The sequence below is a fragment of the Streptomyces tendae genome (assembly GCF_014650435.1).
Classification (GTDB): Bacteria; Actinomycetota; Actinomycetes; order Streptomycetales; family Streptomycetaceae; genus Streptomyces; species Streptomyces tendae.
The window spans coordinates 1-15,573 of sequence record NZ_BMUY01000012.1 but is presented as its reverse complement, the minus strand read 5'-3'; the positions used below and the strand labels follow the sequence as shown (position 1 = coordinate 15,573).

Genomic DNA, 15,573 nt, shown 5'->3' with positions numbered 1-15,573 from the left:
TCAGGTCTCCTCCCGCCGGTGCACGACGAACGGTCTGAGGTTTCCGTGCAGGCCCCAGGGGCCGCCCGCGACGCCGACGCCGCTCTCCTTGGCGCCCGCGAAGGGCTGGGCGAGGGACAGTTCGGCATGGTGGTTGATCCATGCCGTCCCGCACTCCAGGCGGTCCGCCACCGCCTCGGCCCGCTCGGGATCGCCCGACCACACCGAGCCGCCCAGGGCGTACCGGGTGCCGTTGGCCGCCTCGACGGCGTCGTCCAGGCTGTCGTACGGCAGGACGGGCAGCACCGGTCCGAACTGCTCCTCCGTCACCACGGGACTGTCCGGCGGTACGTCGGCCAGGACGGTCGGTGCGAAGAAGTACCCGGGCAGTCCAGGGCGATGGCCTCCGGCGGCGGCCCGGGCACCGCTCGCGAGGGCGCGTGCCGTGCGGTCCTCGATCCGGGACAACTGGGCCGCGTTGTTGAGCGGCCCGAGTTGCGAGCCGGGTTCGAGCCCCGGCCCGACCACCGTCGCCTTCGCCCGGTCGGCGAGGGCCTCGACGACTTGGGAGTAGAGGCGGGCCGGGGCGTAGACGCGCTTGACCGCCATGCAGACCTGACCGCAGTTGCGGAACGCGGCCCAGAACAGGCGGTCCGCGATCCGCTCGACGTCGACGTCCTCCAGCAGGATGGCCGCGTCGTTTCCGCCCAGCTCCAGGGTGACCCGGGCGAGCGAGGCCGCCGCGCCCCGGGCGACGGCCCGCCCGGCGGGCGCGGAGCCTGTGAAGGTCACGTGGCGGATGCCCTCGTGCGACGCGAGGCGGGCGCCCAGCGGTTCGTGACCGGTGACGATCGTCAGCACGCCCTCGGGCAGCGCGCCCGCGACGACGTCTCCCAGCAGCCGCGTGGCGAGGGGTGTGTGCGGGGAGGGTTTGAGGACCACCGTGTTGCCGGCCGCGAGCGCCGGCGCGAACTTCGCCGAGGCCAGTTGGAGGGGGAAGTTCCACGGGACGATCGCGGCGACGGGCCCGAGCGACCGCCAGCGGATCTCGCTGCGCACGGCCCGGCCGTCCGCGATCGGCCGCGCCCCCTGCTTCAGCTCGGCGAAGTAGCGCATCCGGGCGGCCGTGCGGGCTACCTCCGCGTACGACTCGGTCAGCGGCTTGCCCTGTTCACGGGTGAGCAGTGGGGCGAGGTCGGCTTCGGCCGCCTCCACGGCGTCGGCCGCCGCGAGCAGCGCGGTGGTCCGGGCGGCCGGGTCGGCCCGCCAGCCGCGCCAGGCGGTGTGCGCGCGCTCGACCAGGGCGTCCAATGCGTCCGGTGTCTGGTCCGGGGCCTCGTCGAAGACCTCGCCCGTCGCCGGATCGACTACCGCGAAGTGCCGGTCACCGCTCCCGGACACGGCTCGGCGGCCTGATGTCGCCATGTCTGCGCTCAACTCGCGGGCGCCGGCGCGGTCGCCGGAGCGGTCGCGGTCGCCGCGTGGTTTCGGACGTGCTGGTCCATCTGTGTCCGGAACGCGGCCACCAGGTGCGGTCGGATCCGTCCGGCCTTGCGGTCGCCCCCTTCGCAGACCGCGCCGCGCACTCCGACGATGTCCGTCCCGATGCGTGCCAGGTCTGCGAGGTCGCCGCTTCTGACGCTGCCCGCCAGTGCGGCGAGGAGGCCGGCTTCGTGGGCCTGTCGCACGAACTCCGCGCAGACCGGGGGCGGGACGTGGTCGAACAACCGGGTCCCGTCCTTGACCGCGGTGTCGAGCATGGCCGCGTCGGATCCGGAGCGGCGGGCGATGTCCGGCAGCGCCAGCGGATTGACGCAGCCGATCCGGTGGGCGTCGGCGTAGCCCGAGGCGACGACGAAGGCGTCCGGCCTGAAGTCCTTGACCGCGCGGACCACCCCTCGCATGACGTCGACGGCCTGCTCGGGCGTCGTGCACCCGTAGAGGCCGACCTTGATGTAGGTGGCTCCGGAGACGGCCGCGCCGAGCGCCGCCTGGGCCACCGTCCCGGGCTTGTACGGAACGTCTCCCACGGTGGCGGAGACCGGCTTGTCCGCCGGCACCGCCGCCCGGATCTCGCGGATGACCCACGGGTAGTTGGCCCCGAGGGAGCCCTCGTCGGGCTTCTTGACGTCGACGATGTCCAGGTGCTGGGCCGCCTTCGCGCATTCGAGGGCTTCCTCGACGCTGTCCGGAGAGATGAGAAGCAACAAGGTGGGACCCTTCCCCTCCATGGCCACCTGCCGGAGCAGGTGTGCGGATCCGCCTGTCTCACGTGCGGTCCGCACATCATTTCCGTGGCCGTCGGGGCCCGGCAGGGCGCGCGGGGTGACGAATGGGTCGTTGCCGGGACCGGTCCGCGCCCGGCGCAACGCGCCGTCTGCGCGGCGGTCCCACGGGTGATCCGAGCGTCGAAGTGCCCTGCTAAGGTGCGCGGATGTCATCGATCAGGCAGGTACAGGTCACCTTCGACTGCGCCCGACCCGAGCGCGTCGCCCGCTTCTGGTGCGAGGTGCTGGGTTACGTCGCACCGTCGCCGCCGGAGGGGTTCGCCACCTGGGACGACTACAACGGCTCCCTGCCTGCGGCGGACCGGGACGCGTGGTTCGCGTGCAGTGACCCCTCCGGTGTGGGGCCGCGGCTGTTCTTCCAGCGCGTTCCCGAGGGCAAGGTGGTCAAGAACCGGGTGCACCTCGACGTGCGGGTCGGGACCGGACTGGTCGGCGAGGAGCGTCTCGCCGCGCTCGAGGCCGAGTGCGCGCGGCTGGTCGCGCTCGGTGCGGTGCGCGAGCGGGTGCTGCTCGCCGACGAGGAGAACGAGTCGTGCATCGTGATGCAGGACGTCGAGGGCAACGAGTTCTGCCTCGACTGAGGCCTGCCCTTCCGCCGGTTACGGCACCGTGTAGCCGGCGGCGCGGAACAGTTCGTACCACTCGGGCCGGGTGAGCGGGAGGTCCGAGCCGAGCGCGGCGGCGGCGACCCGCTCCGGCGTGGTGGTGCCGAGCACGACCTGCATCCGCGCGGGGTGGCGTGTGATCCAGGCGACCGCGATCGCCTCGGCGGGCACCCCGTACTTGTCGCTCAGGCGGTCGATCACGGCGTTGAGCTCGGGGTGGCGGGGCGAGCCGAGGAACGGGCCGTCGAAGAACCCGGCCTGGAAGGGCGACCACGCCTGGACGGTGATGTCGTGCAGGCGGCAGTAGTCGACGATGCCGTCGTCGCGCACGACCGACTGGTCGAGGCCCTGCATGTTGGCGGCGACACCCTGCGCGATCATCGGAGCGTGCGTGATCGACAGCTGGAGCTGGTTCGCGACGATCGGTTGCGTCACGTACTTGCGCAGCAGGTCGAGCTGCCGGGGGGTCTGGTTGGAGACGCCGAAGGCACGCACCTTGCCGGCGGCCGACAGGTCGTCGAAGGCGCGGGCCACTTCCTCCGGTTCGACGAGCGCGTCGGGACGGTGCAGCAGCAGGATGTCGAGGTAGTCGGTGTCCAGCGCCTCGAGCGAGCCGTTCACCGACTCCACGATGTGCTCGTAGGAGAAGTCGAAGTACGGGCCGTCCTTGACGATGCCGGCCTTCGTCTGGATGACGTACCGTTCGCGCTCCGAGGCGCTCAGCTTCATGGCCTGCGCGAAGCGGCGCTCGCAGCCGTGGCTGTCCGAGCCGTACACGTCCGCGTGGTCGAGGAAGGTGATGCCGGCCTCCCGCGCCGTGTGCACGAGCGTGCGCACGGCGTCGTCGCTCATCTCCTGGATACGCATCAGGCCGAGGACGACGTTGGGGACGGTCATGTCGGTGCCGGGCAGGGTGAAGGTCTTCATGCGGCTCTTTCGCTGTGGCTCGGAGGGGTCGGGAGACGGCCCGGGCGGACACGGCCAGGGCGGCGCCGGATCAGGCGGACAGGAGCGCGACCTGGTCGGCGGTGAGTTCGAGGTCGGCCGCGGCGGCGGAGTCGCGGATGCTCGCGGGGCGCGAGGCGCCGGGGATCGGGATCACCACCGGCGCGAGTGCGAGCTGCCAGGCGAGCGCGACCTGGTGGACGCTGGTGCCGACCTCGTCGGCGACCTGACCGAACGCCGCGTGACGCGCCGCCAGGTCCTTGGCGTTCGCGATGCCGCCGAGCGGGCTCCACGGCAGGAAGGCGATACCGAGACCGGCGCAGTGCTCCAGTTCGGACCGGCTGGAGCGGAAGGCGGGCGAGAACTGGTTCTGCACCGAGACGAGCCGACCGCCGAGCACGTCGCGGGCCTCGTCGATCTGCGCGACGTCGGCGTTCGAGATACCGGCCATGAGGATGACGCCCTCGTCGAGCAGTTCGCGGAGCGCGCCGACCGAGTCGGCGTACGGGACGGCCGGGTCCGGGCGGTGGAACTGGTAGAGGCCGATCGCGTCGACGCCGAGGCGACGGGCGGACTCCTTGGCGGCGCGCTTGAGGTACCCGGGGTCCCCGTTGCGCGTCCACGTGCCGTCGCCGGGGCGCAGGTGTCCGCCCTTGGTGGCGACCAGGACGTCGGCGGCGCCCGTGCCGTACTCGCGCAGTGCGCGGGCGACGAGTTCCTCGTTGTGGCCCACCTCGTTGGCGTCGCGGTGGTAGGAGTCGGCCGTGTCGACGAGGGTGACGCCCGCGTCGAGCGCGGCGTGGATGGTGGCGATCGACCGCTCCGGGTCCGGACGCCCCTCGATCGACATCGGCATGCCGCCGAGGCCGATCGCGGAGACGGACCGGTCGCCGATGGTGCGCTGCTGCATGGATCTCCTCGTCCTGGCCGCTCTGCCGAGCGCGCGGTGCCGCGCGAGTTCCCGTGGTCGTTCCAGGAACCGTCGATCACTCTAGGAATCGTCGATCCAGAAATCCAACAGCTCTTGTTTCTGGGATTCAGAAGTACGGGATATGGATCCGGTGGTGCGCAGGAGTCGGGGTACACGCGACTGGAGAAGGACTCGCCCCGGGACCACGGAAGGTGCCGCGCAGGTGGACGAATCGTCGGTCAGGGCAGTGGGTTGGGCGCGGTCCCTTCCGATGAGCAGCGACGTGAAGGCGGCGAGGGACTGGTCCCGCGAGCGCCTGAAGGTGCTCGGCTGGACGGAAACCGCTCCGCAGACGGTCGACGCGGTGCTCCTGACCGTTTCGGAACTGGTCACCAACGCCCATGTCCACGCCCACAGCAACGCGCAGCTGGTGTTGACGTGGGACACGCGTTGCCTGCACGTCGCCGTCCACGACGCCTCACACCACCTGCCCACCCCGCGCCCGCCGAGCGCCGAACGCCTCGGCGGGCGGGGCATCCTCCTGGTCGACGCCCTCGCCGACAGCTGGGAAGCGCGCCCCTGCCCCTACGGCAAGACCGTCGTCGCCTGCTTCCGCCCGCCCGACGTGTCCGGACCCGACGGCCGTCGGTCTTAGCCCGTCGGTGCGGTCAGATGGTCGCCGGGGATGCCGGACTTCTCGGGCCGGTAGTAGTCCCGGATGCCGTCCGCCCAGGTGACCACCCGGATGCGGTCGCCCTCGTCCGGACCGAACGCGTCGAACAGTGTGTCGACGTTGCGCCGTTCGAAACCGATGGCGAGCATCAGCGCGACGAACTCGGGCCGTGCGACGAGACCGTCGCCCTCCGGGTCCCCCATCGCGGCCAGCGCCTCGGCGAACTCGTCCACGGCGGAGTCGAAACGCTGCGGGTTGAGGACGACGGATGTGAACTCCTCGGGGCTGATCCGTCCGTCGCCGTTGGCGTCCAACTCGGTCAGGAGCGTGTCCCAGTAGCGGCCGAAGGAGGCGCTGAGGCGCTCCTTCACCGCGTCGTCGGCCGCGGGTACGGCCGCCACGACGCGGTCGCTCATCAGGTCGAAGTCGGCCTGCTCCAGATAGCCGTTGCCGTCGGCGTCGAAGAGGGAGAAGACCAACTGGACACGGTCCGTCGCCTCGCTGGTGGGAGTCACGGTGCACCTCGGACTTTCGGGGGATGTCTGACGTCGGAGCGCACCGGCCTCGCGGCCGGCGGCTCGTCCACTATCGGCCCCGGTCGCACCGCCGCGTCGGCGAAAGAGGCCGGGAGCACACGAACGGGCGGAACTCACGCGGCCGTTGTGTGAAGCGACGTCGTCCTGGACACCATCGGTGCGCGTGCGAGCCGGTGAGCGCCCCGGCAGCGGGTACCGGAGTGTCCGTCCGGACCCGGCCCGTCCGGCGGATCGGGCCGCGGACGCGCCACGGTGCCCGCACCGCTTCCGGGAAGCGGTGCGGGCACCGTGGTGAACGGCGGAGCGTGCGGCGTCAGCCGATGTGCCAGGAGAAGCTGCCTCCGTTGCTGGCGGCCACGGCGAACATCACGATCATGAGCAGGATGTCGGCCACTCCGAGGCCGAGCGCCCACTTGGCCATGGTGGATCCGGTCTGCCGCAGTGCCACGGCACCGAAGACGATCGCGAGCGGGCCCAGGACGATCGGCAGGATGAAGAGTCCGACGATGCCGCAGACCAGTCCGGCGATCGCCAGACCGCTGGTCCTGCCGCCCTTCCGGGTTCCCGTTCTGCTGTAGGTCGCCATGCTTTCTCCCGAGCTGTCGTGGATCAGTGGGTTTCTCCTTCGGTGAACTCCGAGTTGCCCCTTGCGCTCGATTCACACCTACAGGTCGTCATGTCCCTTGCCCACGCGCCCATTTCGCGCCGCAGACCGCCTACAAGCCGGGCTCAGCCTGCCAGTTCGTCCTCCAGCCACGTGCGGCCGCGCGCGCGGGCGGCCAGCCGGACGTCGCCGAGGGGCACGGCGAGGCGCTCCGCCTCCGCGCGGACCGCCGCCTCGGCCTCCGAACCGACGTCCTCCAGGAAGCGGCACACGATCTCGCCGCTGCCGTCCTGGGCCCAGCCGCCGACGATGCGGCCGTCCCACCACAGCGAGGGGCCGATGTTCCCGGCCCGGTCGAAGAGGCGCGGGCCGTGGTCGCCGAGGAACCAGTCGCGCTCGTGCCAGCCCATGGGGGTGGAGTCGAGCGCGGGGAGCAGCGCGGCCCACGGCTCCGGCCGCTTCGTCTCCTCCGGGTCGTCGGGCAGGAGCAGGCCCGTCCTACCGTCGAGCTCGACCTCGACCGGCTCGAGTGCCGTCAGTACGCGCTTGACCTGAGTCTTCGTCCACCCCGCCCACCAGCGCAGGTCGTCCGCCGTGGCCGGGCCGTAGGCTCGCAGCCAGCGCCGGGCCAGTTCCTCCTCCGCCTCGCGGGTGTCCCGTTCGGCGAGGCCGCCGGGGAACCAGTCGGTCAGGGGTGCCCAGCGGTACTGGTGCGAGGTCCAGGAGCCGCGCGGCCGGCCGCGTACCACGCGTCCCTCGGCGGCCAGCAGGAGCAGCAGCCTGCTCGCGACCTTCTGCGTGCCCTCGTAGTTCTTGCCGGCCGAGAGGGTGACCGTCGTGCTCAGGCGCGGGTCGTCGCCGGCGAGTTCGGCGGCCGTCGCCTCGCCCCGTGCGGCGAGCGCGCGTACGGCGATGTCCTCGGTCTCGGCCAGCCAGGTGCGCACCCCCTCCTCGTCGTCCGCGACCCCGGACGCGGCCAGGAGACCGAGGAGCTTGCGGCGTTCGCGCGCGGCCACCGCCCGCGAACAGGCGGCCTGCACCACCGGGGCCGTGTCGAGGGTGGTCACGAAGACGGTACGGCGCATGCCGAGCAGCCGGATGAGGGTGCGGTCCTCGTACAGGGCGTGTGCCACGTCCCGTACCGAGCCGTCGTTCGTCCGTGCCCAGGTGGCGAGGTAGACGGAGGACGGATCGGTGCTGTGCAGCGCGACGAGGTCACCGGCCACCTCGACCGGGTTCTTCGCGCGGGCGGCGACCGCCAGCCGGTGCCGTACGCCGAGCCGCGCCCTTCGTTCCGCCACATCGATACGCCGCATGTCCGTCACTCCCTCGTGTCATGGGGCCCGTACCCGCTGGCCGGCCAGAGGGGAAGCGTAGGGCGGAGCGGGCCGCACCCGCGGCCGAACCGAGGTGCCTCGACGGGGTGCGTTCGGGTACCGTGCGAGGCATGTCGAGTCCCGAGTCGGACAGGGTGGGAGCTTTCGGTCACCCCGTCAGCCCCCTGAATCACTGAGTTCGCAGCGCTGCGCCGTACCGCGTTCCGCGGTCGCACGGGTGCGCGCCGGAGGGCCGGCCGTGGTGACGAGATGACCTCTCTCGTGCTTCTCCTCGCCTCGGAGCCACTCGATGCCTCTTCCCCTGTACCTGCTTGCCGTGGCCGTCTGCGCCATGGGCACCTCGGAGTTCATGCTCGCCGGACTCGTGCCGGACATCGCCTCGGACCTCGGCGTCGGCGTCGGGACCGCGGGCACGCTCACCTCTGCCTTCGCGATCGGCATGGTCGTCGGCGCTCCCCTGGTGGCCGCGCTCGCCCGCAGCTGGCCCCGGCGCGCCGGCCTCCTCGCGTTCGTCCTCGCCTTCGCGGCGGCGCACGCCGTGGGAGCCCTCACCACGAGCTTCCCGGTCCTGGTGGCCACCCGGGTCGTGGCCGCGCTGGCGAACGCCGGGTTCCTCGCGGTCGCCCTGACGGCCGCCGCCGCACTGGTCCCGGCCGACCGCAAGGGGCGTGCGCTGGCCGTGCTGCTGTCCGGTACGACGGTGGCCACGGTCGCCGGTGTCCCCGGCGGGGCGCTCCTGGGCACCCTGCTCGGCTGGCGGGCCACGTTCTGGGCCGTCGCCCTGCTCTGCCTGCCCGCGGCCCTCGGAGTACTGGCGGGGATCCCGGCGGGCCGGGTGCGGGACTCGGCGGCCGACGGGCCCTCCCTGTCCGTCGAGCTCGCCCAGCTCAGAACCGGGCGGTTGCTCCTCGTCATGCTGCTCGGCGCACTGGTGAACGCGTCGACCTTCGCCGGTTTCACCTTCCTCGCCCCCGTCGTGACCGACACCGCCGGACTGGGCGAACTGTGGGTCTCCGTCGCCCTGGTGCTCTTCGGCGCCGGTTCCTTCGTGGGCGTCACCGTCGCCGGACGGCTGTCCGACCGGCGCCCCGCCGCCGTCCTCGCGGTCGGGGGCCCGCTGCTGCTCATCGGCTGGCCGGCCCTGGCGGTGCTGGCCGACCGGCCGGTCGCACTTTTGACCGTGGTGTTCGTGCAGGGCGCGCTGTCGTTCGCGCTGGGCAGCACGCTGATCGCGCGGGTCCTCTACGAGGCGGCGGGTGCGCCCACCATGGCCGGCTCGTACGCGACCGCCGCCCTCAACGTGGGCGCCGTCGTCGGGCCCCTGGTCGCCGCGGGCACCCTCGGCACCACGTCCGGCGACCTCGGCCCGCTCTGGGCGAGCGGCTTCCTGGTCGCCGTCGCGCTGCTCGTCGCGTTCACCTCCCGCCGCGCGGTGAGCAACCTCCCGACGGATTCGGGCCGTTGACAAGTGCGACACCCTGCCGAATTCTGGCATGAGCACATCCAGCATCACGCACCTCGCGTCGTACATCACGCACCTCGCGCCATGGACGACGCACCACGCACCTCCCTCACCGTGACACCGGCTTCAACGGAAGGACGCGGCATGGCGCAGAAGATCGAGATCCGTCCGCTGGACAAGAAGGAGACCACCGGCGACAGCAACAGTCAGGGCGCCTGAAGCAGGGGGCGTGGTCCGGCGCCGTCGTGGCGCCAGACCATGCTCTGTCCGGCCTCCGCCGCGGTCTGCGGCTCGTCCGGTTCTATGCGGAGCAGCCGGTAGCCGAGCCGGGGCGGGATCCCGGCGCTTCGGACATTGGCCTGGTCGCAGTGGATCTCCATGGCCTTGATGCCGGGGAGGCCGAGGCCCTCCTCGGTCAGCGCGGCCGCGGCCCGGGTGGCGAGACCGCGGCCGGTGGCCGGGGAGCAGACCCAGTAGCCGATCTCCAGGACGCCGTCCTCGCCGTTCGGGAACATGGCGCCCCCGCCCAGCACCTTGTCGAAACGGTCCGCCGGGGTCAGTACGTAGACGAACGACCGGCCGGCGTCCCAGTCCGCGTCCTGTTCGGCACGGAAACCCTCGGTCTCCTCCCGGGTGGGCGGATGCTGGGCCCAGCGGAGCCACTCACCGAGGTGCCCGACGTCGGCGGCGACCGCGTCGATGAACGCGTCGTCGGACACCGTCGAGCGCCGTCGCAGCACGGCACCGCCCGGCAGTTCGATGTTCTCGCGCGGAAGCCTGGAAAGAGATCCCTCTGTCATGTCTGCATCTTGGCGTACCCGAACGACCACTTGAAGACGGCTGCACCGGTCCCTCAGGAGGACTGCCCCGGGGACCGGCCGGCCCGGCGGGTGAAGCGCCGCAGACCGCGCCGGGTGGGCTTGAGGGGCTTGTCCTCCGGAGCGGCGGGTGCCGCAGCCTGGCCGGGACCCGCGGTCAGGGCCGCCGCCGCGGGCGCGGAGCCCTGCGGTACGGACCGACCGCCTTGGGCGAGCCGGCTCCGCACGGCCTGGGCCATGGCGTGGTGGGACGCCTCCTGCAGCAGGCCCGCCGCGGACAGCCGCTCCCACATGTGCAGCAGTTCCTGCCCGCGGGTGGCCACCTGGCCCTCGTCCCACAGCCGCTGCCAGGCCGCGGTGGCGCGGGCCACGTCGGGGGCGGCCCGGTTCAGGTCGGTGCGGCAGCGGATGCGGGCGACGGTCAGTGCGAGGACGGTGGAGAGCATGTGGTCGCCGCGCAGGTACGCGAGATACGCCTCGATCGCCCGTGCCTCCAGGGACAGTTCGTCCTCGGCCCCGCGGCGCAGCGTGAGGTGTTCCCGCAGCGCGCTGGCCAGGACGAACGCGGCGTGCAGCTCCTCGCGCTGGGCGTGCTGGATGATCCGCTCGACGCGGGCGAGCGGCGGGAACGCCTCCTCCTCGGCCGCGGTGCGCTCGCGACCGGGCGGCAGGTCCTCGTCCTCGCCGATGGTCCGGCTCGAGCCGTCGGGGTGCACCCGCAGCCGCGCCACCTGTTGCGCGGTGCGGTCGATGACGGTGGCCGCGACCGGCGCCCCCAGGGTGCGGGCGAACATGGCGACGGCGTCGAGGATGGTCTCGTTGGGCGGCCGTGTGCCGCCCATGTCCAGCAGGTGGCCGTTGACCACCGTCGACCCGTCCTCGGCCACGTAGGCGTCGAGGCGGATCAGCGGCGGGGCACCGAGGGCGGGCAGGTTCCCCTTGTCACGGGGCGTCAGGGAGTGGGTCATGCGGTCAGGCTCCGGGGCGTACGACGCCGAGGACGGGCATGGAGGCGGCCGGCGCGGTGGTGATGTTGCGGCCGGGCCGTGGTGCGTGGACGATCTGTCCGCCTCCGATGTACATGCCCACGTGGGTGGCGTCGCTGTAGTAGATGATCAGGTCTCCGGGACGGGCCGAGGACAGGCTGACGCGGGTGAGTCCGCCCCACTGCGCCTGCGAGGTGCGGGGAATGGGGTGCCCGGCCGCCGCCCAGGCCGCGGAGGTGAGTCCGGAGCAGTCGTACGACGACGGGCCCACGGCGCCCCACACGTACGGTTTGCCGATCTGCGCCATGGCGAAGCCGACGGCCTTCCCGGCCGCACCGCTCGCCTGCGTCCCGCCGCCCGGTGCTCCCCCGCCGCCCTTCCCCTTCCCCGCCGGGCTGCCGGACGAGCCGCCGGAGTCCGTCCACCTGGCCTCTGCCTCGCGGGCCCGCTGCCGCTCCAACGCGGCCAGTCTGCGGGTCTGCTCCTCTTCGAGGCCCGCCTCGATCCCCTCGGCCGTGGCGATCTTCTTCTCGATCTTCTGCTTGGCCGCGGCCTTGTCCGCACGGCTGCTCTTCAGCTCGCGCAGTTCCTTCGTGGCGGCCTCGGTCTGCTCGCTCAGCTCCTCGCGGGCGGTCTTCTGGGTCTCGGAGACGTTGACCAGTCCGCGCATGGCCTGGCGGGCCTGGGACGCCTCGTCGAGGGCCTGCTCCGGGTGGTCGCCGAGCAGCAACTGGATGCCGGTGGCGGCCAGATCGCCCCCGCGGTACTGGGTGCGGGCGGCCGCGCCGGCGAGGTCGCGCAGGTCCTTCACCCGCTTCTCGGCCCGGGTCAGGTCCTTGCGCAGGGTCGTCAGGCGCTTCTCCTGTTTGGCCGCCTTCTCGTTGGCGGCGTTGTACGCCTCGGTGGCCACCTCCGCCTCGCGGTAGAGGCCGTCCAGTTCGGCGCGGATGTCCTCGATCGACCTGTCGTCCTGGGGGTCGGGTTCGTTCGGGGCCGCGTAGCCGGGACCGGGCGACAGGAGGATCGCGCAGACGAGGGCTGCTGTGGCGCTCCGGCTCAGTAACCGTCTGCCGCCGGTCGACACGTTCATGAGCTCCACTTTCAGAGGTCGCGTGCGGGCGGCTCAGACGGACGGCTGCCGCCGCGGTCGCCACCGCGGGTCACGCGGTGGGCCGTTCGAGCCTTGAACACACTACCTTCCCCCGAACGGCCCACCTCGGTCTCCCCGTGTGTGTCAGCTTGCTCACACGCAACTGTTCATCGGGCGGTGCTCAGTTGCGCCAGGTGTCGTCGAGAGTGATTTTCGCGGTGTTCACCGTCGCGGTGCGGTTGGCGCCGCTCTCCCAGGTCACGTTGCCGGCCGCGTCCTTGCGGAGGTACTTGTACGCGAAGGCCGTGCCCTCGGGGAGTTCGACGTCGCGCTTCCACACCGGGTAGGCGGCCGGGTCCAGTGCGAGGGCACTGTCCGGGTTCCAGTTTCCCAGTTCGGGCCGGTCGCCGGTCACGTAGATGTTCTGGCCCCAGCTGGTGGTGGCGTTGACCGCGAAGGAGGCTCCCGAGGACACCGGGTCGGGGTCGCCGGGGTCGCCTCCGCCGGCGCAGGTGCGGGCGCCCACGTGCAGGGCGACGGCCGTGTCGGCCCCCAGGGTCGCGGTGAACCGGCCTGCCCCGTCGACCGTGACACCCTTGCCCGACTGGACGTCGCAGTAGTCCCCCGCGGGCAGCGACGTCTGGAACGTACGGGTCAGCGCGGTGCCCTCGTGGTTGATGGCGACGTACGCCTTGGAGCCGCGGCCGAAGGCGATCCGGTCGCCGCCGTCGTCCCACCAGTCGGTCACGGCCTGACCGCCCGCGCTGTTGCGGAACGCGACCATGGAGGAGATCTCGCGCCAGGCGTGCTGGCACTTCCAGCCGTCGCTGTAACAGGCGTTCACCTGCCCGCCGTTCGGGGGGCCGGCGTCGTGGTCGGTGAACTCGTAGCCGGAGTGGACGTCGGGGCTGCCGTACGGCCAGGCCAGCATGAAGACGTGCGCCAGGGTGTAGGTGGCGCCGTCCTTGTAGGTGAGGGTCTCGCCGTTGCGCTCGGTGTCGTGGTTGGTGACGAAGACGGCTGCCTTGTCCGAGGGCATGTAGCCCCATGCCTCGCCGAAGTTCTTCAGGTAGGCGAGGTTCTCGCCGTTGAAGACCCGCTTGAGGTCGCGGGCGTAGCGGAACTCCTGTACGTCGCCGCTGCCCAGGTACTCGCTCGGGGAGACCGCCTCGCCGGCGCCGTAGATCGCCTCGTGCTTCCAGTACACGTTCGGGTTGCTCAGCCGGGACTTGATGTCGGCGAGGTCGGCGGCGGCCATGTGCTTGGCCGCGTCGATGCGGAAGCCGTCGACGCCGAGGGAGAGCAGGTCGTTGAGGTAGCCGGCGATCCTCCCCCGTACGTAGTCCTCGCCGGTGTCCAGGTCCGCGAGGCCGACCAGTTCGCACTCCTGGACGTTGAAGCGGTCGCCGTAGTTGCTGATCTGCGAGGTGCAGTTGTCGAGATCGTTGGACGAGTAGAGGCCGGGATAGTTGTACTTGGTGTACGAGGAGCCGCCGGTGCCCGTGCCGTTGCCGGCCGACATGTGGTTGACGACCGAGTCGGCTACGACCTTCACCCCGGCCGCGTGACAGGTGTCGACCATGCTCTTGAACTGGGCGCGGTCACCGAGCCGGCCCGCGATCTTGTAGCTCACCGGCTGGTACGAGGTCCACCACTGCCCGCCCTGGATGTGCTCCTGGGGCGGCGAGACCTGGACGAAGCCGTAACCGGCCGGTCCGAGCGTGTCGGTGCACGCCTGGGCGACGGAGGTGAACTTCCACTCGAACATCACCGCGGTGACGTCCTTGTCACCGGGCGGCGATGCCTGCGCCGGTGCCGCGGTGGCGAGGAGGCTGCCGGCCACGCCGGCGGTGAGGGCCAGAGCCGTGGCGGTGACTCTTCGCGCTGTGCTGGATTTCCCGTGCATGGAGCCTCCCGTGTGAGGATGCGGGTGTCCCGGAGTGCGGTGCCGGGGGTGTCCGGGGAGTCGGCACACGCTTGCAATGCCTTGCAGCAATACGACTGCAAGAGGTTGCGGTCGTGACCGTAAGGGCGGGGTTCAACCACGGTCAACCTTCTGGACACGTCCTGTCGAAACCCTTCACGACACCGCCGCCCACGGGCAACTCCGCGCCGCTGTAAGAGATTTCTGCAATTTTCCGCCGAGGACGAGGAGATGGGGCCGCGATGACCGACTGGGCCGCCTGGACGCGAGGGCGTGGACGGGTGCTTGCCGGGGTCGCGGTGGTCACCGCACTCCTGCTGTCGTTCCACGGCTCCGTACCCAACGCCGTGGGCGGGCTGGGGAGCCTGCTGGAGTCCTTCCTGCCGTGGCTCGGCGTGGTCGTCGTGGTGCTGTTCGTCCTGGCCCTGGTGCGCCGCTCGGCACTCGCGCTGCTGGCCCTGCTGCTGCCGGTGGCCGCCTGGACACACCTCTTCGGCGGGCTGCTCCTGCCCGCGCCGGAGCCCGGCTCCGGGGACCTGGTCGTGGTGCAGCACAACGTCAGCGACGAGAACACCGATCCCGGGGGCACGGCGCGTGCCCTGGCCGGTGCCGAGCCCGACCTGATCGCGCTGGAGGAGCTGGTGCCGCCGGCGCTGGACGTCTACGCGAAGACCCTCGCCCCCGGCTATCCGTACCGCACGGTCGTGGGCACCGTCGGACTCTGGTCGAAGTATCCGCTCACCGGCTCCCGCCCCCTCGACATCAAACCGCGGGGCATCGACGAGGTGTGGGAGCGGGGGCTGCGCGCCGTGGCACACACGCCGCGCGGTGCCGTCGCCGTCCATGTCGCGCACCTGCCGTCGATCCGGGTGGGGGCGAGCGGCCTCACGTCCTCCCGCCGGGACGAGAGCGCCGGTCTGCTGGGCGACGCCCTCGCCGAGGAGGAGCTGCGCAGGGTGGTCCTGCTGGGCGACCTGAACGGCACGGTCGACGACCGGGCGCTGGCCCCCCTGACCGACTCGCTGAACGTGGCCGAGCGGGGCCTGGCCTTCAGCTTCCCGGCCGGATTCCCGCTGGCCCGGATCGACCAGGTGATGGCCCGCGCCGGGACCGTCGGCGCCGTCCGGACCCTGCCCGCCACCGGCAGCGACCACCTTCCGGTCGTCGCCCGGGTCATCTGGGATTGAAGCAAGGGGCTTGCGGTGTTTGCGTTAGCCTTTCGTGCGTGACGCGACGACTTGCTCAGGTGGCGAAGAAGGTTGGGGTCAGCGAGGCCACGGTCAGCCGGGTGCTCAACGGCAAGCCGGGGGTCTCGGAGGCGACCCGGCAGTCCGTGCTGAGCGCGCTGGACGTGCTGGGCTACGAGCGGCCGACCCAGCTGCGGGGCGAGCGCGCCCGCCTGGTCGGCCTGGTCCT

Annotated in this window: 17 protein-coding genes; 6 read left to right on the top strand and 11 right to left on the bottom strand. The window is 71.8% G+C overall.

The genetic code is table 11. From position 1 onward, the window contains the following. Both IE258_RS28670 and IE258_RS28665 read right to left on the bottom strand, forming a co-directional pair. The gene (locus IE258_RS28670; RefSeq protein ID WP_189748184.1) at window positions 1-1,404 is read right to left on the bottom strand and encodes an aldehyde dehydrogenase family protein; all 1,404 of its coding nucleotides are present in this window, start codon (window positions 1,402-1,404) and stop codon (window positions 1-3) included. An 8-nt stretch (window positions 1,405-1,412) separates the two neighbouring features. Continuing rightward, a complete protein-coding gene (locus IE258_RS28665) occupies window positions 1,413-2,189 on the bottom strand; it encodes a (5-formylfuran-3-yl)methyl phosphate synthase (RefSeq protein ID WP_189748182.1) in 777 nt (258 codons plus the stop codon). 224 nt (window positions 2,190-2,413) lie between these two features. Between IE258_RS28665 and IE258_RS28660 the strand changes: the two genes are divergently transcribed. Continuing rightward, window positions 2,414-2,848, top strand: a complete 435-nt coding sequence (locus IE258_RS28660; protein ID WP_159325980.1) for a VOC family protein — start codon at window positions 2,414-2,416, stop codon at window positions 2,846-2,848. Window positions 2,849-2,866: 18 nt separating this feature from the next. Here IE258_RS28660 and IE258_RS28655 read toward each other — a convergent pair whose 3' ends face one another. After that, window positions 2,867-3,799, bottom strand: coding sequence for an aldo/keto reductase (locus IE258_RS28655; RefSeq protein WP_189748180.1), 933 nt, complete (start codon window positions 3,797-3,799; stop codon window positions 2,867-2,869). Between the two features lie 70 nt (window positions 3,800-3,869). Further along, entirely contained in the window at window positions 3,870-4,727 is an 858-nt protein-coding gene (locus IE258_RS28650; RefSeq protein ID WP_189748178.1) for an aldo/keto reductase, read from the bottom strand. Between the two features lie 271 nt (window positions 4,728-4,998). On the opposite strand from IE258_RS28650, the gene IE258_RS28645 reads away from it, so the two are divergent. Further along, window positions 4,999-5,382: an ATP-binding protein gene (locus tag IE258_RS28645; RefSeq protein WP_189748176.1), complete on the top strand. Its 384-nt coding sequence runs from the start codon at window positions 4,999-5,001 to the stop codon at window positions 5,380-5,382. Here the strand turns inward: IE258_RS28645 and IE258_RS28640 are convergent. From IE258_RS28640 to IE258_RS28630, 3 genes are all read right to left on the bottom strand, one after another. Next, entirely contained in the window at window positions 5,379-5,915 is a 537-nt protein-coding gene (locus tag IE258_RS28640; protein WP_189748174.1) for an EF-hand domain-containing protein, read from the bottom strand. The genes IE258_RS28645 and IE258_RS28640 overlap by 4 nt on opposite strands. Before the next feature lie 334 nt (window positions 5,916-6,249). Continuing rightward, a complete protein-coding gene (locus tag IE258_RS28635) occupies window positions 6,250-6,522 on the bottom strand; it encodes a DUF4190 domain-containing protein (RefSeq protein ID WP_189748172.1) in 273 nt (90 codons plus the stop codon). Window positions 6,523-6,665: 143 nt separating this feature from the next. Continuing rightward, complete coding sequence (locus tag IE258_RS28630; protein ID WP_189748170.1) at window positions 6,666-7,856, bottom strand: winged helix DNA-binding domain-containing protein; 1,191 nt, start codon at window positions 7,854-7,856, stop codon at window positions 6,666-6,668. Window positions 7,857-8,166: 310 nt separating this feature from the next. On the opposite strand from IE258_RS28630, the gene IE258_RS28625 reads away from it, so the two are divergent. Together IE258_RS28625 and IE258_RS41780 are read left to right on the top strand one after the other, a co-directional pair. Continuing rightward, window positions 8,167-9,342: a Cmx/CmrA family chloramphenicol efflux MFS transporter gene (locus IE258_RS28625; protein ID WP_189748168.1), complete on the top strand. Its 1,176-nt coding sequence runs from the start codon at window positions 8,167-8,169 to the stop codon at window positions 9,340-9,342. A gap of 81 nt (window positions 9,343-9,423) precedes the next feature. Beyond that, complete coding sequence (locus IE258_RS41780) at window positions 9,424-9,558, top strand: hypothetical protein (RefSeq protein WP_268256348.1); 135 nt, start codon at window positions 9,424-9,426, stop codon at window positions 9,556-9,558. On the opposite strand, the gene IE258_RS28620 is transcribed toward IE258_RS41780, so the two are convergent. The 4 genes from IE258_RS28620 to IE258_RS28605 all read right to left on the bottom strand — a co-directional run bounded on the left by IE258_RS28620 (window position 9,546) and on the right by IE258_RS28605 (window position 14,139). After that, a complete protein-coding gene (locus IE258_RS28620; protein ID WP_189748166.1) occupies window positions 9,546-10,139 on the bottom strand; it encodes a GNAT family N-acetyltransferase in 594 nt (197 codons plus the stop codon). The two genes, IE258_RS41780 and IE258_RS28620, sit on opposite strands and share 13 nt — an antisense overlap. A 53-nt stretch (window positions 10,140-10,192) precedes the next feature. Then, the gene (locus IE258_RS28615) at window positions 10,193-11,125 is read right to left on the bottom strand and encodes a hypothetical protein (RefSeq protein WP_189748164.1); all 933 of its coding nucleotides are present in this window, start codon (window positions 11,123-11,125) and stop codon (window positions 10,193-10,195) included. 4 nt (window positions 11,126-11,129) lie between these two features. Further along, the gene (locus tag IE258_RS28610) at window positions 11,130-12,233 is read right to left on the bottom strand and encodes a C40 family peptidase (protein WP_189748162.1); all 1,104 of its coding nucleotides are present in this window, start codon (window positions 12,231-12,233) and stop codon (window positions 11,130-11,132) included. Window positions 12,234-12,414: 181 nt separating this feature from the next. Next, window positions 12,415-14,139: a carbohydrate-binding module family 20 domain-containing protein gene (locus tag IE258_RS28605; protein WP_189748160.1), complete on the bottom strand. Its 1,725-nt coding sequence runs from the start codon at window positions 14,137-14,139 to the stop codon at window positions 12,415-12,417. A gap of 260 nt (window positions 14,140-14,399) precedes the next feature. On the opposite strand from IE258_RS28605, the gene IE258_RS28600 reads away from it, so the two are divergent. Together IE258_RS28600 and IE258_RS28595 are read left to right on the top strand one after the other, a co-directional pair. Further along, window positions 14,400-15,344, top strand: coding sequence for an endonuclease/exonuclease/phosphatase family protein (locus tag IE258_RS28600; RefSeq protein WP_229892492.1), 945 nt, complete (start codon window positions 14,400-14,402; stop codon window positions 15,342-15,344). Between the two features lie 38 nt (window positions 15,345-15,382). After that, the coding region (locus IE258_RS28595) for a LacI family DNA-binding transcriptional regulator (RefSeq protein ID WP_189748158.1) at window positions 15,383-15,573 on the top strand (191 nt) is incomplete at its 3' end.